We start from the raw sequence: 21437 nt of genomic DNA on the forward strand, positions 1-21437 counted from the left end.
GCATGGGGGCGCTATGGCATTCGGGAGGAAGTACGATCACACGCCATTGTTGGCGCCGGGGGCACACTATCTTGACCTTCAGGAGATAAAGGCCCTTACGGTCGATCGATTTGACTCATCATATCAACTGCATCGACTTAAGCTATTCCATCAACTTGAGCAGTTTATTCAACTTTTACTCGCAAGTGGCATTCGTGGTGACTTAGCAGTCGACGGAAGTTTCTTTACCGAAAAGCCAGATCCTTCCGATGTAGACGTACTGCTTACCTATGATTTTGATATAAGTGGATCGTTGACGCCCCAGCAGGATGACCTGATTAACCAAATAAACTCAACTTATGTATTTGATAAAATTGACAGTTTCGCGGTTGTAAGATACCCTCGTGACCATCGGTTGTTTGGTTCAACAATTGATGTCGCCAGCATGAATAATCATTACGGCATTGAAAATGGCGAGCAATGGACCAAGGGTTACGTCATTATGAGATTGTGGGAGACAAAAATTGGCTGTCGCATCCGCAATTGAACGGGCAAGGCAAGCTTTTGCCGTTGTGACCCAGATTGAAGAGGAGCTGGTGCGCGATCCGAAGGCGCGCCATCTTCAGGTCAATCTAGCCGCCGCCCGGAAAATGGCTCAACAGGCTCAGGACAGGTTGTTGGTGCTCGCTGAGAATGACCATGTCGAAGTGTGCAACTACCGGCTCGTTCCTGTCGACAGTAGACCCTACGCTCTGGCAGCGGTCTCGTTGTCAATGCTGTATTTCCAAAACTTGTTTACTCAAATTCATGATGCTGTACGAAACGGGGCGAAGCGGATCTCGGTTGTGGGCTCCGAGGCTCAAAGAGAGAGCTTGTTGGAGTTTGGCTATTCCTATAGCGGATCATTGGGAGTTATGCTGTTCGTTCCCAGCGAGAAGACCCTCTTTGATGGTTCGCTCGACACATCCATTACGGCCTTGTTCCAAGTAGTTGAAATTGCCAATCAAGACGACGTCAGGGATGTGGCCAAGACGCTCGGAACACCTGTTATCAAACGAGTCTATGATTGGTCCTCCAGCAACGTCAATGGCGGCTTTTCTACCGATTTAAAGTGGCGTCGGTCGGATGGAAAGTTTTTTGGCGAAATGATTACCCGGGACAGAATGGCGCGGATTGTCGAAATTATCGGAAGAACTTCCGATGTGGAGACAATCGACCATTATGTCACCGGGGTTTTGGTCGGAATGGACGTCAAGAGTGGTAGATTTAGGCTTACAGTTCCAGACGGTGAGGACTTCGCTGGTGTGTTAGCCAGCCAATTTCCACGCGAACTGCGCTTTACTGTCAATCGTCCGTATGAAGCTCACATTGCAGAGAGCAAGACGATTAAGTATGCAACTGAATCAGTTGAAAGAAAATTTGAACTTGTTGACCTTCGAGAGCCACGCGAGAAATCTCTGATTGAGCATTGAGGTAAAGTAATTCTCTGAGACTACCATGGGAAGCAACATGCGGCCGGAATTCTATATTGGATAGTAGACTCAATTCCCCTATCACTTCGCACAAAACAAGCTGGTGCTTTTATCTGCTTAGTTATTCTCTCCGCCGTCGCCGTTTAGTTTGCGCGCTCAATACGAAATAATGCGGACAGCCCTCACCCCGCCTCCGCCACCGTCTCCGGCGCCTTCAACGCCGGCGCCGCCTTCATCTTCTCGCCCAAATCCCTCAACAACCGGCTGGTCGCCGTCGACAGCAGCCGCGGGCGCTCGAACACCGGCAGGCCGGCCTGGGCGGCGTCTTCGGCCTTTTTGCGGGCTTCCTCGGCCACCACGGCCGGGTCGCGCTTTTCGGCTTCCGGGAACGGGTTTTCGACGCCGGGAATGGCGCGGAGCTCGACGCCCTGATGGGCGTAATCCATCAGCATCTTGAAGGTCATGGCGGGCAGCGAGCCGCCGGTCATGTTGTTGGTCGAGGTGTAGTCGTCATTGCCGAACCAGATGGCGGCGGCGTAGTTGCCGGTATAGCCGCAAAACCAGGCGTCGCGATAGGCTTGCGTCGTGCCGGTCTTGCCGGCGGTCAGCACGCCGTCGACGGCCGCCTTCCGCGCCGTGCCGACGTAAGGGATGCGGGTCAGCATCTGGTTCATATAGGCGGCTGCCTGTTCCGACAGCACGCGTTTGGCCGGCGGCGCATCGCGGTTGAAGTCGTAAAGCACCTTGCCGTCGTAATCCATGATCTGCTCGATGCCGTGGCGGCGCGATTCGAAGCCGCCGGTCGGAAACACCGCGTAAGCCGTCGCCTGGTCCATCACGGTCACTTCGGAACTGCCGAGCGGGATGGTCACATCCTTGCGGATCGGGGTCTCGACGCCGAATTTCTTCGCCTCGTCAATGATCTGCTGGATGCCGTTCTTGCCGAACTTCTCCTTGGCGAAGCGCACCGGAATGGTGTTGATCGATTTGGCGATCGCCGTCTGCACATCGATGCGGCCGGCATAGGAATTGCCGTAATTGCCCGGGCACCAGTTGCCCCAGCAGATCGGCGCGTCGGTGATCGCCGTGGTCGGCGTCAGCCCTTTCTCCATGGCCAGCGAATAGGTGTAGATCTTGAAGGACGAGCCCGGCTGCCGCAACGCGCGGGTGGCGCGATTGAACTGCGTTTCGCCATAGTCGCGGCCGCCCACCATGGCGCGCACGGCGCCGCCGTTTTCGATCATCACCAGCGCGCCCTGGCTGACGCGGTAGCTCTCGCCATATTGGCGAAGCCCGGTTTCGACAGCCTGTTCGGCGGCGTGCTGCAGGCCCATGTCGATCGTGGTGCGCACCACCAGCGAATGGTCGGAATAGTTGCGCGCCTGTTTCAACACCTCGTCATAGGCCCAGTCGAGGAAAAAGTCGGGCGCCTCCTGCTTGCCGCGATCGACCACCGTCGCCGGGTTGCGCCGCGCCTCGATCACCTCGCCTTCGGTCATCAGCCCGCCCTGGACGAGATTGGTCAACACTTCATTGGCGCGGGCGCGGGCGGCCGGCAGGTTCACATGCGGCGCATATTTGGCCGGCGCCTTGAACAGGCCGGCCAGCATGGCGCTTTCGGCCAGCGTCAGATCGGTGATTTCCTTGCCGAAATAGAAACGCGCCGCCGCCGCAGCCCCGAATGTGCCGCCGCCCATATAGGCGCGGTCGAGATAGAGCGAGAGGATTTCCTTCTTGGAATAATTGGCCTCGAGCCAGAGCGACAGGAAGGCTTCCTTGATCTTGCGGTCGAAGGTCCGCTCATTGGAGAGAAACAGGTTTTTCGCCAGCTGCTGGGTCAGCGTCGAGCCGCCCTGCACCACGCCGCCGGCGCGGGCGTTTTCGCTCATGGCGCGGATCAGGCCGAGAAAATCGATGCCGAAATGGTCGAAAAACCGCCGGTCCTCGGTCGCCAGCACGGCTTTGACCAGCGCGTCCGGCAATTCGTCGATCGGCACGGAATCCTCATGAATGATGCCGCGATGGCCGATCACATTGCCGTAGCGATCGAGAAAGGTGACGGCGAAATCCTGCTTCTTGCGCCAGTCGCTCTTGGCGATCTCGAAGGCGGGCTTGGCGAGCGCCAGCATGGCCACCATGCCGACCGCGCCCCAGGTGAGCGCCTCGCCGGCCAGCTCCACCGGCAGCCGCTTCCAGCCCTTCACCTTGAATTTGCGGAAGAAAATCGTAACGTCTTCCCACCAGTCGACGAAATTGAACGAGGCGTTCCACAAGGTCGAATCGATCCAGGCGTCGATGCGCAGCAGGATATGCTTCTTGAGGCGCGGTTCTCGTTCTTTCTGCGGGTCGTCGGCCATGGAAACTCACGCGTGCGTCAAAGCGATGGAAAATCAAGCCACGGGCATTTCGGATATTTCTAAACCGGGCGGCTTTCTCTATACCACCGCGATGACCGACACAGAACTGGAAAATACGGCGCCATTTTGGAAGACCAAGACGCTGCGCCAAATGACCGATACGGAATGGGAAAGCCTGTGCGACGGCTGCGGCCGCTGCTGTCTCAACAAGGTGGAGTTCGAAGACACCGGCGAGATCGTCTTCACCAATATCCGCTGCAAGATGCTCGATCCGCATAGCTGTCGTTGCATGGATTACGTCAATCGCCAGAGCCATGTGCCCGATTGCATCCGGCTGACCATCGAGGAAGTCGAAACCCTCACCTGGCTGCCCCCCACCTGCGGCTACCGCATCGTGAAAGAAGGCCGCGACCTCCCCTGGTGGCACCCCCTCATCTCCGGCGACCCCGACACCGTCCACGCCGCCGGCGTCTCCGTCCGCGACCGCACCGTCAACGAGGAGGAGGTCGACTGGGAGGATTACGAGGAGCACGAAGTGGACTGGCCGATGCAGGATGTGGAGGGGACGTGATCAAACATCCTCCACACATTGAAGAGTGATACAAAACCCGAAATATATACCCTTCCAAACCAGGTATTTGCCTGCATATTTATTTTTATTTTTTTCGTGAATTTAACTGCGGGATTTCTAATAGAACGATAGGACTCTCGTATCCATTTGCGCTATGTCACAGAACCAACATTGACCTTTCCGCCAAATTGTTAATAGTTTCCTAATCGCTTTTCAGGAGATGATTATGGCAACACCAGAAATTTCCGTGTCACGCGTCGATTCAACAGAACTCTACGGCGAGTATGTGACATTCCAGATCAGCCTGTCCGAAGCCTCCGACGAGGAGGTGACGATGCGTTTTCGCAGCATCGAAGGCACGGCGACAGGCGATGATTTCAGCAACGGATTGGAAAGCGGAACCGTCGCCATCGCTGCCGGCGAGACGACCGGACTGGTGTCGCTGCGGATGTACAGCGACAGCACCGACGAAGTCGACGAGTCGATCTGGCTGGAGTTGTTCAACGCGCAGAACGCGATATTTTCGGGCGGCGAAGCAACGCTTCGCACCCTCGGCGTCATTCGCGACAACGACGGCAGCGGCTCCAATCTCAGCCTCTTCGTCTCCAGCCCCACATTCGTGGAAGGCGATAGCGGCTCGAAGACAGCGGTGTTCGAGGTCCATCTGTCGCAGCCCTATGGCAGCGACCTGAGTTTCAGCTACACCACAGTGGACGGAACGGCCAAAGCCGGTTCCGATTACACGGCAGAGACCGGCACCGTCACTTTCCTCGCCGGGCAGACGGTCGCGTCGGTCGAGATCGAGGTGAAGGGCGACAAGACGATAGAGGCGAGCGAGTTCTTCTCCCTCGTCGTCACCCCGACCAGCGACATCGCCAGTGGCACGGCGGGCTCCACCGGCATCGCCGCGATCCACGACAATGACACGGGCGCCGCCGGCGCGCCGGAAATTTCCGTGTCACGCGTTGATGCGACCGAGCTCTACGGCGAATATGTCACCTTCCAGATCAGTTTGTCCGAAGCCTCCGACGAGGAGGTGACGATGGATTTCCGCAGCATGGAAGGCACGGCGACCGCCGCCGACTTCAGCAATGGCATGGAAAGTGGAACCGTCACCATCGCAGCCGGCGAGACAACCGGACTGGTGTCCTTTCGGATATATAGCGAAAGCGAAGACGAAGTCGACGAATCCGTCTGGCTGGAGCTCACAAATGCGCAAAACGCCGTGTTCGCCGGCGGAGACACCAGCCTCCGCGCCCTCGGCGTCGTGCGCGACAATGACGGCAGCGGCTCCAATCTCAGCCTCTTCGTCTCCAGCCCCACATTCGTCGAGGGCAACAACGGTAAGAAGGCGGCCGTGTTCGAGGTCCATCTGTCGCGACCTTACGCCAGCGATTTGAGTTTCAGCTACACCACCGTCGACGGAACTGCGACATCCGGATCGGATTACACGGCCGAAACCGGAACCGTCACCTTCCTCGCCGGGCAGACCGTCGCGTCGGTGGAAGTCGACGTCAAGGGCGACAAGACCATCGAGGCGGGCGAATTTTTCTCGCTCGTCGTCACGCCGACCAGCGAGATCAAGAACGATGCGACCGCGTCGACCGGCATCGCCACGATCCTCGACAACGACACCGGAGGGGCGGACACGCCGGAAATCTCCGTCAGCCGCGTGGATGCGAACGAGCTCTACGGCGAATACGTCACGTTCCGCATGTCTCTGTCTGAAGCCGCCGACGAAGATGTCACGATGAATTTTCGCGGCATCGAAGGCACGGCGACCGCCGGAGACTTCAGCGACAGCCTGCAAACGGGAACAGTTACGATCGAGGCGGGAGACACCACCGGATTTGTGTCCTTCCGGATGTATAGCGACAGCGAAGACGAAGTTGACGAGTCCGTCTGGCTGGAGCTTTCAAACGCCAAGAACGCCGTGTTCGCGGGCGGGGAAACCAGCCTCCGCGCCCTCGGGGTCGTGCGCGACGATGACGGCAGCGGCTCCAATCTCGCTTTGTTCGTCTCCAGCCCCACCCTCAAGGAAGGCAATAGCGGCGTCACCAAGGCAGTCTTCGAAGTGCATCTGTCGCGGCCCTATGACGACGACCTGAGCTTCAGCTACAAAACGGCGGATGGAACCGCGAAAGCCGGTTCGGATTACATAGCCGAGACGGGCAAGGTCAAGTTCCTCGCCGGCCAGACGATCGCCACGGTGGAAATCGACGTCAAGGGCGACAGCGCGGTCGAGAAGAACGAAAACTTCTCGCTCGTCATCACCCCGACCAGCGAAGTCAAGAACGGCTCGCCCGCCCATGTCGGCACGGCGACGATCCGCAATGACGACACCATTCACCAGACGATCTACGGAACCGCGCGCAACGACACGCTCTACGGCTATGACGGCAACGACAAGCTCTATGGCCGCGCCGGCAACGATCTGCTCGACGGCGGCGCCGGCGCCGACAAGCTCTATGGCGAAGCCGGGGCGGACAGGATTTATGGCGGAGCCGGAGCCGACAAGCTGAACGGCGGCGACGGCAAGGACATCTTCCTTTTCAAATCCGCCAAAGACTCCACGGTCGCCGCCTCAGGCCGGGATTCGATCCTCGACTTCAACCGGAGAGAGGGCGACCGCATCGACGTCTCGGACATCGACGCCAACTCGAAAACCAAAACCGACGACGACTTCAGTTTCATCGGCGCGAAGGATTTTGCGAAGACGGCGGGCGAATTGCGCGTCGAGAAAAAGTCCGGCGACGCCTACGTCTATGGCGATGTCAACGGCGATGGAAAGGCGGATTTCTCATTGCATATCGATGGCGCCGCCAGCGTCGAAAAGGCATTTTTCATCCTATAACGGTGGGGGCTTTACCCGCCCTTCTCCGCCGTCCTGCTCGGGCCTGTCCCGAGCATCTGCAACGTGTTGATATTGCTCGGTGTCGAGGATCTTCGGCACAAGACCGAGGATGACGTCGAGCAAGGGGCCCCCTCACACCAACCACTCCCCCGCCGCCCTGTCGCTCGCCGTAAAATCCCCCGTCGCCAGATCCACCACGCCGTCGTCAAACACCGCCAGTTCCACGCTTTTCAGCGTGTCGCGCCCCTCGCCGCCGCCGGAGATCACGAGAGTATCGAGGTCGATCACATAGTCGTCATGGTCGCCGGAATAGAGCGCGCGGTCGCGGCCGGCGCCGCCGATCAGCGTGTCGGCGCCGGCGCCGCCTTCGAGACGGTCATTGCCGGCGCGGCCTTCGAGCGTGTTGCGCCCGCCATTGCCGGTCAGGATATCGGCGAAGGCGGAGCCGATCAGGCCTTCGATCGCGCTGTAGCGGTCGCCCTTGGCTTCGCCGGAATTGTGCGCGGCGTCGGAGAGATCGGCGGTCACGCCCTTGGCGGCCAGTTTGTAGCTCGCATAATCGAAGCCGTCGCCGCCGAACAGCCTGTCGGCGCCGAGCCCGCCCGCCAGCCGGTCGGCCCCCTTGCCGCCCAGGAGCTGGTCGGCGCCCTTGAGGCCGTAGATGAAGTCGTCGCCGGCGCCGGTCTTCAGCACGTTTGCCGCGTCGCTGCCGATCACCAGGTCGCGATAGGCCTTGGTGATCTTGCCGCCGTCGGTCGTGTCGTAGTCATCGGGCAGATCGCTCCATTTGTGCACCCAGGCATTGTCGATGCGCTGGCCGTCGGTATAGCTCACGCCCTCCTTGATGATCTTGCCCGAGGCGTCATAGGCCATATAGGCGAGCTGCTGGGTATAGCCGGCCTGGGCGTAGATCGTGTTGACGAAGGCCTGGTTGTCGCCGGCCGGGCTCTGGATGGTCCAGTTGTCCTCATAGCCTTCGAGCGCATGGCCGAGTTCGTGGATGATGGCGGTGAAAGGCGTATCCTTGACGGCGTTTCCATGCCTGTCGACGTAATGGGCGTGGTCCAGCTCGCGCATGTCGATATAGATATCGCCGGAATTGAGATAGGCGCTGAAATCGCCTTCGGAATAATGGACCGTGATGTCCTCGCCCTTGGTCGTCACCCAGTTTTCCAGCATGTCGCGGCCGATCGACGATTCCCGCCAGGCCTCTCTGATCACCGCGACAATGGCCTTCTCGTCGGCGTCGGAAAAGGCGGCGTCGATCTTCACGGCGGCAAGGACTGACTTCAGCGACATGCGATGTTCTCCGGTCCGGCGGCCGGCGCGGCCGCGTCTGGATGGGAGACTATGGCGCCGTCTCCGTTACCGTCAATGCGGCTCCGGCGCCGCAAAACTATTGAGAAGCAGGCGCTTTCGACATACTGCGTCGCACTCTCCGACAGTTTCGCGAAAGTTTGCCCCCATAGGCTGGGACCAAGGTTTGCTTAGTGGGGATTCTGCATGGATAATCTGGCGCGCAAGGAAGATGTGGATCAGCGGATCCGGCAGACGATGGCGGATATCGCCCGCATCGGCGAGCGCAAGCGGCTGATGGAGGTCGCCGACAGCCTGGTCTATTCCATGCCGCCCGAGCGGGGCGTGGAAATGGCGGGGCTGATGAGCTACGCCAATCCCTTTTACCTGCCCGAGATGCCCGATGACGCCGCCGAGCGCATCGCCATTCATCTCGCCACGCTGGCCGAATACGCCATGCGCGCCAAATTGACGGCCAACCGCTCCGGCAAGCGCAATATTCTCTTGGCCTGCGCGCCGAAATCGGCGTCCACCTTCATCCAGGGCGCCCTGCGCGCGGCGCTCGACCTGCCCACCGCCAGCCTGTTCACCGCCACCACCGATCCGATGTCTGGTTCTGCGCTCGGCGCCAATCTGCGCGAGCAGGAGCCGGACGAACTGGCGCTGTTGCGCGCCGGCCTCAATGGCCGCGGCTACGTCACCCAGCATCACGCCCGCTGCTCGCCCTATCTGGCGCGACTGATGGAAACCTATCGCATCCGCCCGATCGTCACCTATCGCAACATCTTCGACACGCTGGTGTCGATGGACGACATGGTGATCGAATGGCGCAAGGGCCTGCCGTCGACGGTCAGCAATTTCTTCAACGACGCCATGCCGCAGAATTACCATCTCCGCGACCGGGAAGCGCGGCTGATGATGCTGGCGCGCCGTTGGGCGCCCTGGCTGACGCAATTCTATGTCAGCTGGCGCAAAAGCGAGGCGATGGGCTTCGTCGAGCCGCTATGGATCAGCTATGACGCCGATTTCCTCGGCGACAAATCGGCGCTCGCCGCCCGCATCGTCGACTATGTCGGCGCATCCGGCGACGCGGCGCTGCGCCTGACCGCCGCCTTCGAAGACCGCTCCGACGCCTCCGCCAAGCGCCTCAACAAGGGCGTGGCCGGCCGCGGCCGCGACATTCCCGACGCTGTCCGCGCCCATGTTCTGGCGGTCGCATCCGCCTATGCCGACGATGTCGATCTCGCGCCGCTGGTCGGCGGCTGAGCTGAACCCGTTTCGAGGATAAACGCATGCACGCACACGCCGCCAATGATGTCGAGAGCCAGATCCGGCCGATGATGACCTGGATGTCGCGCAATCCCAATGGCCGGGAAATGCTCGACGTCGGCAACGAATTCATCCTGCGCTTTCCGCCGCAGCGGGCGCTGGCCGTCGCCACCGCCATGAGCCTCGCCAATCCGTTCTTCCTGCCGAAAGTGCCGGATCAGGCCGCCAACGATCTCGCCGTGCCGCTCGAGGATTTCGCCGAAATCATCATGCGCGCCAAGCTGACGGCCCAGAAGGCGCGGCAGAGCAATGTGCTGATCGCGGCGGCGCCCTTTTCCGGCGCCGACCTCATCCTGAGCGCGCTCACCCGCGCCGCCGGTCTACCCGAAGCCTGCCTCTACGCCACCACGCTCGATGGTCAGGCGGCAACGCTGCAGGGCGCGGAACTGCGCGAACAGGAGCTCGACGAACTGGCGCTGATCCAGAACGGCCTCAACATGCGCGGCTATGCCGCCTCGCATGCGGTGCGCTGCACGCCGTACATGTCCCGGCTGATGTCCACTTACGGCGTCAAGCCGATCGTCACCAGCCGCGCCATCGCCGATACGATCGCCGCGCTCGACGAGGCGGCTCTCGCCGCCCGCACGGCGCATGACGGTCTCTATCCCGCCTATTTCACCGACGGCCTGCCGGGAAATTTCCACCAGCTCACGCGCGACGAGCGGCTGACGCTTCTCGCCTATCGCTGGACGCCCTGGCTTGTGCAGTTCTTCGTCAGCTGGCAGACCTGCGCCCGCGAAGGTTTGGCGCAGCCGCTGTTCCTCGGCTATGAGGAAGACATGCATGGCGATCTCGATCTGCTTGCCGCCCGCATCGCCGATTTCGTCGGCTATGAGGTCGCCGACATCGAAAAGGTGGCGATCGTCTTCGCCGACACCGAAAATCCCGCCGCCGCGCGCCTGAAGACCGACCTTGTCGGCCGCGGCGCCGATCTGCCGGCCGCGGCGCGCGACTTCATTCAGGCCTCGATCGACGATTTCCGCAACGATGTCGATCTGACGCCGCTGGTGGGCGCAGCGCTCGCCTGATTTGATCCAGAACATTGCTTTTGTCGCCTCGGGGCCTTCCTATGGGAGGCCCCGACGTCGTTTCAGGAGTTATCGCCCTTGCCCGACCTGCCGCATGGCTTTGCCGCCTTCCTTCTCGCCAGCCTGCTGATAGAGCTGACGCCCGGGCCGAACATGACCTGGCTCGCGATCCTGACGCTTGCGGAGGGACGTCTGCGCGGGCTGATGGCGGTGGCGGGCGTCGGGCTGGGGCTCGCGCTGCTGGGCGCGCTCGGCGCGCTCGGCGTCTCCGAGATCGTGCAATCCTCGCGGCTGGCCTATGAGATCCTGCGCTGGGCCGGCGCGGCGTTCCTGGTCTATCTCGCCTGGGAAGGCTGGCGCGGCGGCGAGAAGGAGGAAGGCGGCGGCGAGCGCCGCGCCTTCATGCGCGGCTTCATCGCCAATCTCCTCAATCCCAAGGCGGCGGTGTTCTACATCGCCGTCCTGCCGGGCTTCATCACCCCCGATCACGACGTCGCCGCCCAGACCTGGACGCTGACGGCGGCCTATGTCGTGGTGGCGACGTCTGTGCATGCCGGCATCGTGATGCTGGCCTCGGTGCTGCAGCCATTCTTGATGCAGCCGCGCCGGGCCGAGATCGTCCGCAAGATCCTGTCTGCCGGCCTGTTCGGCGTCGCCGTCTGGTTCATCCTGACCAGCAGCCGCGCCTGACGACGTCACATCGCGGCGGCGGGGGCGCGGCGGGAAAACAGCCAGTGATCGAGCGACACCGGTCCCGGGCCGCGCAGGACGATCAGCAGCAGGCAGGCCGCCCAGGTTCCATGCGTCGGCCAGGCGCCGGGATAGACGAAGGTCTGGATCACCAGCGTCATGCCGAGAAGCGCGAGCGCCGCAAAGCGCGTGCCCAGCCCCAGCACCAGAAGCACCGGGAAGAAATGTTCGGCGAAAGCGGCCATATGCGCGGCGAGCCAGGGATCGATCAGCGGCAGCTTGTATTCGTTTTCGAACAGATAGACGGCGCTGTCGGTGACCATGAAGCCGTCGACCTTGGTCTGGCCAGACTGCCAGAACACGGCGGCGATGGACAGGCGCGCGATCAGGGAGACAGGCCAGAGCGGCGCAGCCTCCGCCAGCCGCAAAGCGCGATCATAGAGAGACAGGGCGGATGCGGTCAGGCTCATGGCTGTGGCTCCAGTGGTTCGAGCGCGGTGAAACATCCGGCCTGGATCAGGCCGGTCAGATGCAGGGTCAGGTCGAAATCGGCGACGCTTGCAGCGGCCGTCGCATAGGCCGCGCCCAGCGTCGCCCCCTCTGCCAGCGCGCCGACGAACAGCGCCCCGCCCGGCGGCAACACGCGGGTCTCCACCAGCATATGCGGACGGCAGACCAGCACGTCCTCGCCCCGCCAGTCGGTGATCGGGGCGGGCTCGGCCTCGCCTGAGTTCATCGCCCAGATGGTTCCGATGGGATGCGGGGACCTGATCACGGCGAGCGAGGGATGGGCGCGAAAGCGGATCTCCGCCAGCCGTTCGGGCAGGACTGCCGCGAGCGCCTGCGGATCGAGGGGAGCGGCGTCCTCGGCGTGATAGGCGCGCGAGCGGGCGATCTCCAGCCGCGCGACGTCGGCAAGATAAGGCAGTTCCGCCACCGGTTCGAAACCGGCCAGAAAGTCGGGCAGGTCGTCGCCGTAGTTCAGCAGCAACGGCGAGCGCGGCGGATGGGCCGAGACGAAGACCTCGGCCATGGCGGCGAAGAAGGCGTCGCCGACCAGTTTTTCCACCACCGGAAAGCGGCTGGCGAGCACGTTTTTGAGCCCGATGGCGACATTGTCGCGGTAGACGCGGAAGCGCCGGCCCACCGGCCCGCTCCAGGCGCTGAGACCTGCAGGCGGCGTCTCCTCGGGGGCGAGCAATGCTGAGGCGAAACTCTCGTGGATCTGCATCACCGCCTCATGCCGCCCGCGCCCGGGCGCGGTCGAGGATCACGCTCGCGGCCATCGCTTCGGACCTGAGCGTCGCCCAATCCGGCACGTCATTGTCCCATTCGATCAGCGTCGGCAGCGGCCCGGTCTTCGCGATGGTTTCCCTGTAGAGCGTCCAGACCGGATCTTTCACCGGCGTGTCGTGGCTGTCGATCAGCAGCGCGGCGCCATGTTCGTCCTCGGTTTCCGAATGGCCCGACAGATGGATCTCGCCGACATGGGCGAGCGGAAAGCAGGCGAGATAGGCGCGCGGATCGAGATTGTGATTGGCGGCGGCGACGAAGACATTGTTGATGTCGAGCAGCAGTCCGCAGCCGGTGCGGCGGGCGATTTCCTTGAGGAAATCGGTCTCCTCGATGTCGCTCGCCTCGAACAGCAGATAGGTGGCGGGATTTTCGAGCAGCATCCGGTGGCCCAATGTGTCCTGCACCTGATCGACATGGCGGACGACGCCGTCGAGCGTCGCCTGGTTATAGGGCAAGGGCAGGAGATCGTTGTAGAAATTCTCGCCGTGGCTCGACCAGGCCAAATGTTCGGAAAAGCTTTCCGGCTGATAGCGGTCGCAGAGAATCTTCAGCCGCGCCAGATGATCGCGATCGAGCGGGTCGGCCCCGCCAATCGACAGGCCGACGCCATGCACCGACAGCGCGTAATCCTGCCTGAGTTTCGCAAGCCGCGCATGCGGCGGCCCGCCCGCGCCCATATAATTTTCCGCATGCACCTCGAAGAAACCGAGCGGCTGCGGCTCGCGATCGATCTCGGAAAAATGCTCCGGCTTGAAGCCGACGCCCGGCCGGGCGGGAAGCAACGTCTGTCGCATGATCGGGTGTCCTTTGGAGGTGACTGTGTTTGAATGGGTTGACGGCGTGCACGGCCCCTCATCCCCCTGCCGGGACCTTCTCCCCGCGCCTGCGGGGAGAAGGAGGATGGGGCGCCGTCCTTGCCACATCGCCCTTCTCCCCGTTTTACGGGGAGAAGGTGGCGGCAGCCGGATGAGGGGCGGAGCACGCCCTCGCCTCAGCCAATCTCCCCCTTGAGGGGGAGAAGGTCCCGGCAGGGGGATGAGGGGCTGTGCACGACGCGCACGCCTTCAAAGCGCGATCACATCGGCGCCGGGCCCTGTTCCAGCGAGCCCATGCCGTCGGGCGTCTTCATGGTGACGCAGGTGCCGGCGGGGACGAGCTTCCAGGCGTTCTTCTGGTAGTCGACCTTGGAGGTGCCGGCGCAGGTGGTGCCGGCGCCGGCGGCGCAATCGTTCTGGCCCTTCAGCGCGACGCCGTAGCATTTTTCCTTGCTGGCTGCGGCGGCGGGGGTCGTGGCGGCGGCGGTGAGAGCGGCGGCGACGGAAGCGGCGAGGACGGCGGTGTTGACGAGGTTCATATGGTTCTCCCAGTAAAAAGCGAGGTCAGGTTGATGAGGGTGGAGGCGATCAGGCCGGGGTCAGCGAACCCATGCCGGCAGGCGTCTTCATCGTAACGCAAGTGCCGGCGGGCACCAGCTTGAAAGAGGCCTTGTCGTAATCGACCTTGGAATGGCCGGCGCAGTCATGCTTGCCGGCGGCGCAATCGTTCTGGCCCTTCAGCGCGACGCCGTAGCACTTTTCCTGTTCGGCGGCGGCGGCCGGAACGGCGACGGCGGCGAGCGCGGAGGCGAGCGAGCCGGCGAGGGTCAAAGTCAGCATGGTCTTGTTCATCGATCTGTCTCCGTTGAGCGGCCATTCATCGGCCTGCATCGGGGAATACGGAGACATTTCCGGCGGTGTTACAGGCCTATCAAAATTTTTTCGGCAGAGATCCTTTTCACACCGCCCACACGCAAGCGTGATTGCGCATCGCCCATATTTGAATTTTTTCATGTTCGCGCTGTAATAAAGGCGCTGATGCCTGCGTAACGGGGGAAGAGGCGTGACGATTTCGGCGCGACAACAGCAATGGGCGGCCTGGATGCGGGCGGCGCTTTCGGGCGACGAGCGCGCCTATCACGCCTTTCTCACCGATGTGGCGCCGCATCTGCGCGCTATGGCGCGGAGACGTTGCGACATGCTCGGCGCGGATAAGAGCCTGGCCGAAGACATCGTGCAGGAGGTGCTGCTCAGCGTGCATCTCAAGCGCGGCTCGTGGGATCCGTCGCGGCCGATCGGCCCCTGGCTGGCCGCGATCACGCGCAACAAACTGATCGACGCGCTGCGCCGCAAGGGGCGTCGCGTCGACATCCCGATCGAGGACGTGGCGGAGACGCTCGCCGCCCTCGACGCGGGCGACACCGAGCAGGATCTGGGCGACGCCAGCCGTCTCCTCGACCGGCTCAAGGATCCGCAGCGCGACATCGTGCGCTCCATTTCGCTCGAAGGGCGGGAGGTGCGCGAGACCGCGGCGCGGCTGAACATGACGGAGGGCGCGGTGCGCGTGGCCCTGCACAGGGCGCTCAAAACGCTCGCGGCCCTTTATCGGAGCACGGTGGAATGAAAACCGAAGACCTGATCGCCCTGATGGCGAAAGACGCCAAGTCCGTCAAACCGCTCGGCCCCGCCTTTTCCGGCTGGCTGGCGCTCGGCGCGGCTGCCTCCGCATTGCTGCTTATCGCCACGATCGGGCTGAGGCCCGATCTCGCCGCAATGATCGCCACGCCGCGCGTCGCCTTCAAGATCGCCCTGACGCTGCTGCTCGCCTTTTCCGCCATCCTGCTCGCCCGTCGGATCGGCGAACCCGGCGCCTCGCTCCGCCCGGCCTTCACGCTGATCGGGATCGCGGGGCTCGCGCTTGTCGGCGGGGTGGTCGCCGAACTCGCCGCCCTGCCCCGGCAGAACTGGATGACCAGCCTGATCGGCCGCAATTCGAATTACTGCCTCATCGCCATTCCGACCCTGTCGCTGATGCCGCTCGCAGGCCTGATGCTGGCGCTCCGGCGCGGCGCGCCCGGCCATCCGGCGCTCGCCGGCGCAGGCGCCGGTCTCGCCGCCGGCGCGGCGGCGGCGGCCATCTATGCCTGGCACTGCCCCGACGACAGCCCGCTTTTCGTCGCCTGCTGGTACATGCTGTCGATCCTGACAGTCACCCTCGCGGGCAGCCTGATCGGCGCCCGCGCGCTCAGGTGGTGACGCGCCGGATGGCTTTTCCGACAATCAGAGATTGACGAAACCAGCGCTGCTCCATTAGTACTCAAATCATTCCCTGAGTATAATGGAGGACAACATGGGCGTGTTTACTGTAACGCCGGGTGATTTCGAATATACATTTGCGAGCTTTGTCGCGGCGGTCAACGCCTTCATCTTCGACGAGGCCGACTTCGACAACAAGACGAGCACTTCTTTCAAGTCGGTTATCACCGACGGCCTGTTCGAAGATCTGGGTTTCACCGTCAAGGGCAGCGGCTTCCGCTACAATGGCGACAGCCTGGTCGATGGCGTGATCCGCTCGATCACCCCGACCATCGACGGCGAGGCCGTCTTCCGGATCGCCGGCACACTGGATATGGATGTCTATCGTCCACTGATCATCAAGGAGCTCACCGGCGCCGACCGTCTGGCGCTGGAGCGCAAACTGTTCAGCGAGACCTGGCATTACACCGGAACGGATGTTCAGGATATCGCCACCAGGAACAGCGTCCTGGGCGGCGACGGCTATCGCTTCAACCCCAAGGGCAACGACATCATCAAGCTGATGGGCGGCAATGACGATTTCTATTCCGGCGATGGCAATGACAGGCTCTATGGCGGCTCCGGCAATGACCGGGTGGACGGCGGGGCGGGCCGCGACCTCGTCCATGGCGGAACCGGCAAGGACGCGCTGACCGGCGGGACCGGCGTCGACACATTCCTGTTCAAGACCGGCGACGGCAAGGACACGATCCGCGATTTCGACGCCAAAGGCGGAGACCACGACAAGATCGATCTCTCCGACGTCGGTTCGATCAAGGACTGGGCCGATCTCAAGGCGCATCATCTTTCCCGGGACGGCGCCGATGTGATCATCAATGCCGGTTCGGGCGACGCGTTGCGGCTGGACGATGTCAGGCTCGCCGATCTCGACAGGGGCGATTTCCTGTTCTGAACGCGGCGCTTCGCGGATCATTTTCGGGAGCATCAGCATAAAACGCTAAAATTTCGGGGCTCCCGTTCATCAGACGCTAACCAAAACCGGCTGTAACTCTCGATCGGGGGGATGCATTTGACGTCCCCCCCTGTTGTTACGGAGTGGCGCGTGTTGATGTCTGCAGATTTGGGCCTGACCTATCCTCGAACGACGGCGGCGCGCCCTGCGGTGCTGCTCGTCGAGGGATCGGAATCGCTCGCGCTGCTGCTCAAGACGCGCATCGAGGACGAGGCCGGCGTCGATGTCGTCTGCCGCCATTCGCTCGCCGAGGCGCGCGCGGCGCTGAAGACGCGGCGCTTCACGCTCCTGGTCGCCGCCCGCACCCTGCCCGACGCCCCCGACGGCGAGATCGTGGCGCTTGCGGAAAAGGCCGAGACGCCGTTCATCCTGCTGACCGCCACCTTCGATCCCAAGCTGCGCAGCCGTTTTGCCCGGCAGCATCTGGTCGATTACTTCGTCAAGGACAATGCGCATGCCGCGCAGCTGGTGACGGCGGCGATCGCCAAATTCATCGCCAATCGCGACGTGACGGTGCTGGTGGTGGACGACAGCGCCTCTGGCCGCAGCAAACTCGCCGAAATTCTCAATCGCCAGAACTTCACCGTCCTGCAGACCAGCTGCGCCGAAGACGCCATGCGCCGCATCGACGCCGGCGGCATCGAACTGGTGATCGTCGACTATTACATGCCCGGCATGAACGGCTATGAGCTGATCCGCAAGATCCGCGAGACGCATCCCTCCGACCGCATCCGGCTGATCGGCGTCTCCGCCTCCTCCGACCGCATGCTCGCCGCCGCATTTCTGAAAGCCGGCGCCTCGGATTTCCTCTACCGGCCCTTCGTGACCGAAGAGCTGCAATGCCGGCTCGACGCGCATGTGGAGACGCTCAGCCAGATCAAGCGCCTGCGCCACCTCGCCGAGCATGATCCGCTCACCGGCCTCTACAATCGCCGCGCCTTTTTCGACCATGCCCAGCGCAAGCTGCGCGAACTCAAGGCGTCGGGCCGCCGCGGCTCGGTGTTCATCGTCGACATCGATCATTTCAAGCAGATCAACGACACGCATGGCCACGAGGCCGGCGACAAGGTGCTTATCGGCGCCGCCCGGCTGATCCGCGCCCATGCCGAACTGACCGGCGCGCTCTGCGCCCGTTTCGGCGGCGAGGAATTCGTGGTGCTCTCCACCGACCTGACCGACATCGCCGCCGAAGCCTCGGCGGAGGCGCTGCGCACCCATTTCGCCGCTAGCCGCTTCGACGCCACGGACGAGCCGATCGCCGCGACCATCTCGCTCGGCCTCGCCGAACTCGATCCCGGCGAAACGCTGTCCAACGCGCTCAACGCCGCCGACCAGATGCTCTATCTCGCCAAAAGCGGCGGCCGCAACAGGGTCGTGTCGGACCGGTCGTTTGCGTGACGCGTTTTTCCTTGCGTCGGGCGGCGGCCGGGGCCTATCCTCGCCCCAACCTCCTCAACGCCGCGTCGCCCTCATGCTCGCCGCCTTTCGCGCCCTGTCCGCCACACAACGCTCGGCCCGCGCCGACCGGCATCTCGCCTATTGCCTGACCTTTACGGCCGGCGCGGCCAATGCCGGCGGCTTCATGGCGGTGGGGCAATACACCTCGCATATGTCGGGCATCGTCTCGGCCATGGCCGATCACCTGACGCTCGGACAGGCGGCGCTCGTCGGCGCGGGGCTTTCGGCCTTTCTCGCTTTCGTCGCGGGGGCGGCGACGTCGGCGATCCTGGTCAACTGGGCGCGGCGGCGGCGGCTTCACAGCGAATACGCCCTGCCGCTGATGCTGGAGGCGGCGCTGCTGGGGCTGTTCGCGCTGATCGGCCCTCGGCTGCAGACCTATGCCTGGGCGCTGGTTCCGGCGACGGTGATGCTGCTCTGCTTCATCATGGGGCTGCAGAACGCCATCATCACCAAGCTGTCGCAGGCGCGCATCCGCACCACCCATATCACCGGCCTCGTCACCGACATGGGCATCGAGATCGGCAAGGCGCTCTACTGGAACGCGCCCTCCTCGACCCTGCCGCCGGTCAAAGCCGACCGCGACAAGCTCGGCCTGCTCGCCAGCCTGATCGGCCTGTTCTTCTCAGGCGGCGTGCTCGGCGCCAAGGCTTTCCTGATCACCGGCTTTGCGGCGGCTTACGCGCTTGCGGCGCTGGTGGCGGCGCTGGCGATCGCGCCGGTGATCGAGGATCTCGCCGGAATAACCCGCCGGTTCGGCCGAGGGGGATGACGGGGCGGCGGCTCAGGCCGCCCGGCGGCTTGCGCCAGCGCGGCTCGGCGCTTCCAGCACGAAACGGCCGATGAGCACATCGAGCTTTTCCGCCTCTTCGCTGAGCGCGTGGCTGGACGCGTTGGTCTCTTCCACCATGGCGGCGTTGCGTTGGGTCATCTGGTCCATCTGGTTGACGGCGTCGGTGATCTCGGTGACGGCGGCGGCCTGCTGGCGGGCGTTATCGATGATGGTGGCGATCTCGCCGTCCATGGCGACGATGCGGCCTTCGATCTCGGTCAGGAAACCACCTGACTGCCCGACCAGCTGAACGCCGGCCGTCACCTCTTCCGACGACTTCTGGATCAGCGTCTTGATTTCGCGCGCCGCCTTGGCCGACCTCTGGGCGAGTTCGCGCACCTCCTGGGCCACGACCGCAAAACCCTTGCCGCTTTCCCCTGCCCGCGCCGCCTCGACCCCGGCATTGAGCGCCAGGAGATTGGTCTGGAAGGCGATCTCGTCGATCACGCCGATGATGTTGGAGATTTCCGTCGACGAATTCTCGATGCGCTGCATGGCGCCCATGGCGGCCTGCATCACCTGCCCGGATGTTTCGGTGCTCTTGCGCGTCGCCGTGGCGATGTCGCCGACGCGCTGGGCGCGCGAGGCGGATTCGCTGATCGCCGTGCGGATCTCGTTGATCGAGGCGGCGGCCTCTTCCAGCGCCGCGGCCTGCCGCTGGGTGCGTTCGGCAAGATCGTCGGCGCTGGCGCGCATTTCGTTGACGCCGCCGGTGACGCCGGCCGCAGTGGCCGAGACGCTTTCGAGCGCGCCCCGCAACTGCCGGAGCGACAGATTGAAGGCGGCGCGCAGCGGTTCGAGATCCTCGGCGAAGCGGATGTCGATGCCGCCCGTCAGATCGCCGCGGGCGAGACTATCGAGGCCCTTGCCGAGTTCCCCGATCGCCAGTTGCAGATCGGCGGCGCGGCGGGCGTTTTCAGCCTGCCGGGCTTCGGTGTCACGCAGCTTTTCTTCCGCCGCGCGCTGTCGGTCCTCGTTTTCGAGCCGGGCATGGCGGGCCTGATTGTCGATGCAGGTGACGATGGCCGCGCTCAGCCGACCGATCTCGTCGCGATAGCCGGTCGCCGTCACCTGTACGCCCTCTTCTTCCCGCGCGTAACGCTCGGTGGCGACGACGAGCCGTTTCAGCGGCCGCATCACGGTCAGGGTCATCGAGCCGGACACCAGTAGCGTCACGACGACCGCGCCGATGGTGATCGCCAGTCCATAGGCCATTTCCGCGAATTTCTCGGCGGCGGCGGTTTCTGCCTGGGCGCGGATGCTGCGCAGATCGGCGATCTCGGCCTCATGCAGCGCTTCGATGCGCGCCGTGGCCTTGCCGAACCAATCCGCCCCGGCGAGATCGGCCAGGGGACGGTCGCCGTCGCTCATCAACATCTTCTCGCGGATGGCCTCTAGCCCGCGGCTTTCCGGGGTGTTGGGGAGACCCGTGACGATGCGGATCGCCTCGCCATCCCCCTGCGCGGCATAACGTTTCAACAACGCCTCCTCGGCGCCTGCGAATTTAGAAAAGGCCATAAACAGATCGGCGGGGATTTTACCGGCGTTGATGAAGCCGTTGCCCATGCCGCGCTCCTGGCCGGCGAGTTCCTTGGCTTCCGCCAGATTGAGGAAATTCGACATGCGGCTGGAGATCGTGTCGGCCTTGTCCGGACGTGACATGTCGCCGGCCAGTTCGAGCAGTCCTGCGATCAACCCGGTATAGGCGGTGAAAGCCTCCTTGGGCTTGACATCGAGCGCATCGATCTTCGAGCGTAGGCCGATAAGCCCGGCGACCCCGTCACCGACACCCTTGAGCTTGTTCGTCTCCACGCCGAGCGTTATCGCATTGCTCCCGATGGCCGGCAGCGAGATAGCGGACGCATCGGTCTTGCCGCGCGCCGCAGCCAGCTTGTCGCCATTGTTTTTGCCCTTCGAACCCAGAAAACCGGCCGTCAAACCCCGCTCGATCTGGAGAAAATGCACGAGGCCACTGACCTCTTCGACATGGGCGCTGGCGACGATCATTCGTTGGGCGGCCTGATATTGCGCATATTCTCCGAGCAACATATGTGTGCCGACGACGATGAGAGCGGCGAGAGGCGCGAGCGCGGAGACCCAGAGTCTCATCGTGATGGACGTGTCGGATATGCGCATCGGGTACTCCAGCTCATGCATGATTTATTTTAGTCAATATTCACATACCTCCCTAA

General features: G+C 62.9%; 20 protein-coding genes. 12 read left to right on the plus strand and 8 right to left on the minus strand.

Going from position 1 to position 21437, the window contains the following annotated elements:
- Positions 1–13: 13 nt before the first annotated feature.
- Together E8Q41_RS14745 and E8Q41_RS14750 are read left to right on the plus strand one after the other, a co-directional pair.
- The gene (locus tag E8Q41_RS14745) at positions 14–526 is read left to right on the plus strand and encodes a hypothetical protein (RefSeq protein WP_137156311.1); all 513 of its coding nucleotides are present in this window, start codon (positions 14–16) and stop codon (positions 524–526) included.
- The gene (locus tag E8Q41_RS14750) at positions 504–1451 is read left to right on the plus strand and encodes a hypothetical protein (protein WP_137156312.1); all 948 of its coding nucleotides are present in this window, start codon (positions 504–506) and stop codon (positions 1449–1451) included. The genes E8Q41_RS14745 and E8Q41_RS14750 overlap by 23 nt, the downstream gene beginning before the upstream one ends.
- Before the next feature lie 182 nt (positions 1452–1633).
- On the opposite strand, the gene E8Q41_RS14755 is transcribed toward E8Q41_RS14750, so the two are convergent.
- Positions 1634–3808: a PBP1A family penicillin-binding protein gene (locus E8Q41_RS14755; RefSeq protein ID WP_137156313.1), complete on the minus strand. Its 2175-nt coding sequence runs from the start codon at positions 3806–3808 to the stop codon at positions 1634–1636.
- Positions 3809–3899: 91 nt separating this feature from the next.
- On the opposite strand from E8Q41_RS14755, the gene E8Q41_RS14760 reads away from it, so the two are divergent.
- Together E8Q41_RS14760 and E8Q41_RS14765 are read left to right on the plus strand one after the other, a co-directional pair.
- Positions 3900–4379 carry a YcgN family cysteine cluster protein gene (locus E8Q41_RS14760; protein ID WP_137156394.1) on the plus strand — a complete coding sequence of 160 codons (480 nt, stop codon included), beginning with the start codon at positions 3900–3902 and terminating at the stop codon, positions 4377–4379.
- A gap of 226 nt (positions 4380–4605) precedes the next feature.
- Complete coding sequence (locus E8Q41_RS14765; RefSeq protein WP_170976491.1) at positions 4606–7233, plus strand: Calx-beta domain-containing protein; 2628 nt, start codon at positions 4606–4608, stop codon at positions 7231–7233.
- Positions 7234–7365: 132 nt separating this feature from the next.
- Here the strand turns inward: E8Q41_RS14765 and E8Q41_RS14770 are convergent, their stop codons facing one another.
- On the minus strand, positions 7366–8532 hold the full coding sequence (locus E8Q41_RS14770; RefSeq protein ID WP_137156315.1) for a calcium-binding protein: 1167 nt from the start codon (positions 8530–8532) through the stop codon (positions 7366–7368).
- A gap of 204 nt (positions 8533–8736) precedes the next feature.
- On the opposite strand from E8Q41_RS14770, the gene E8Q41_RS14775 reads away from it, so the two are divergent.
- The 3 genes from E8Q41_RS14775 to E8Q41_RS14785 all read left to right on the plus strand — a co-directional run bounded on the left by E8Q41_RS14775 (position 8737) and on the right by E8Q41_RS14785 (position 11576).
- Positions 8737–9795 carry a hypothetical protein gene (locus E8Q41_RS14775; protein ID WP_137156316.1) on the plus strand — a complete coding sequence of 353 codons (1059 nt, stop codon included), beginning with the start codon at positions 8737–8739 and terminating at the stop codon, positions 9793–9795.
- 26 nt (positions 9796–9821) lie between these two features.
- Positions 9822–10886: a hypothetical protein gene (locus tag E8Q41_RS14780; RefSeq protein WP_137156317.1), complete on the plus strand. Its 1065-nt coding sequence runs from the start codon at positions 9822–9824 to the stop codon at positions 10884–10886.
- Between the two features lie 78 nt (positions 10887–10964).
- Positions 10965–11576, plus strand: a complete 612-nt coding sequence (locus E8Q41_RS14785) for a LysE family translocator (RefSeq protein WP_246660200.1) — start codon at positions 10965–10967, stop codon at positions 11574–11576.
- Positions 11577–11581: 5 nt separating this feature from the next.
- Here the strand turns inward: E8Q41_RS14785 and E8Q41_RS14790 are convergent, their stop codons facing one another.
- The 5 genes from E8Q41_RS14790 to E8Q41_RS14810 all read right to left on the minus strand — a co-directional run bounded on the left by E8Q41_RS14790 (position 11582) and on the right by E8Q41_RS14810 (position 14539).
- Positions 11582–12046 (minus strand): DoxX family protein, encoded by a 465-nt coding sequence (locus E8Q41_RS14790; protein WP_137156318.1) that lies wholly within the window; start codon positions 12044–12046, stop codon positions 11582–11584.
- Complete coding sequence (locus E8Q41_RS14795) at positions 12043–12807, minus strand: DNA-binding domain-containing protein (RefSeq protein ID WP_137156319.1); 765 nt, start codon at positions 12805–12807, stop codon at positions 12043–12045. The genes E8Q41_RS14790 and E8Q41_RS14795 overlap by 4 nt, the downstream gene beginning before the upstream one ends.
- A 7-nt stretch (positions 12808–12814) precedes the next feature.
- On the minus strand, positions 12815–13666 hold the full coding sequence (locus E8Q41_RS14800; protein ID WP_137156320.1) for a DUF692 domain-containing protein: 852 nt from the start codon (positions 13664–13666) through the stop codon (positions 12815–12817).
- Between the two features lie 281 nt (positions 13667–13947).
- The gene (locus E8Q41_RS14805) at positions 13948–14226 is read right to left on the minus strand and encodes a DUF2282 domain-containing protein (protein ID WP_137156321.1); all 279 of its coding nucleotides are present in this window, start codon (positions 14224–14226) and stop codon (positions 13948–13950) included.
- Positions 14227–14275: 49 nt separating this feature from the next.
- A complete protein-coding gene (locus E8Q41_RS14810) occupies positions 14276–14539 on the minus strand; it encodes a DUF2282 domain-containing protein (protein WP_137156322.1) in 264 nt (87 codons plus the stop codon).
- A gap of 211 nt (positions 14540–14750) precedes the next feature.
- Between E8Q41_RS14810 and E8Q41_RS14815 the strand changes: the two genes are divergently transcribed.
- From E8Q41_RS14815 to E8Q41_RS14835, 5 genes are all read left to right on the plus strand, one after another.
- Positions 14751–15311 (plus strand): sigma-70 family RNA polymerase sigma factor, encoded by a 561-nt coding sequence (locus E8Q41_RS14815; RefSeq protein WP_137156323.1) that lies wholly within the window; start codon positions 14751–14753, stop codon positions 15309–15311.
- A complete protein-coding gene (locus E8Q41_RS14820; protein ID WP_137156324.1) occupies positions 15308–15943 on the plus strand; it encodes a DUF1109 domain-containing protein in 636 nt (211 codons plus the stop codon). Before E8Q41_RS14815 ends, E8Q41_RS14820 begins: the two co-directional genes overlap by 4 nt.
- Positions 15944–16037: 94 nt before the next feature.
- A complete protein-coding gene (locus E8Q41_RS14825; RefSeq protein ID WP_137156325.1) occupies positions 16038–16895 on the plus strand; it encodes a hypothetical protein in 858 nt (285 codons plus the stop codon).
- 156 nt (positions 16896–17051) lie between these two features.
- A complete protein-coding gene (locus E8Q41_RS14830; protein ID WP_170976492.1) occupies positions 17052–18353 on the plus strand; it encodes a diguanylate cyclase in 1302 nt (433 codons plus the stop codon).
- Positions 18354–18426: 73 nt separating this feature from the next.
- A complete protein-coding gene (locus E8Q41_RS14835; RefSeq protein WP_137156327.1) occupies positions 18427–19185 on the plus strand; it encodes a YoaK family protein in 759 nt (252 codons plus the stop codon).
- Positions 19186–19197: 12 nt separating this feature from the next.
- Here the strand turns inward: E8Q41_RS14835 and E8Q41_RS14840 are convergent, their stop codons facing one another.
- The gene (locus E8Q41_RS14840; protein WP_170976493.1) at positions 19198–21381 is read right to left on the minus strand and encodes a methyl-accepting chemotaxis protein; all 2184 of its coding nucleotides are present in this window, start codon (positions 21379–21381) and stop codon (positions 19198–19200) included.
- Positions 21382–21437 lie beyond the last annotated feature (56 nt).

Origin of the sequence: Rhizobium sp. FKL33 (assembly GCF_005222915.1) — a bacterium.
Lineage (GTDB): Bacteria > Pseudomonadota > Alphaproteobacteria > Rhizobiales > Rhizobiaceae > Rhizobium_E.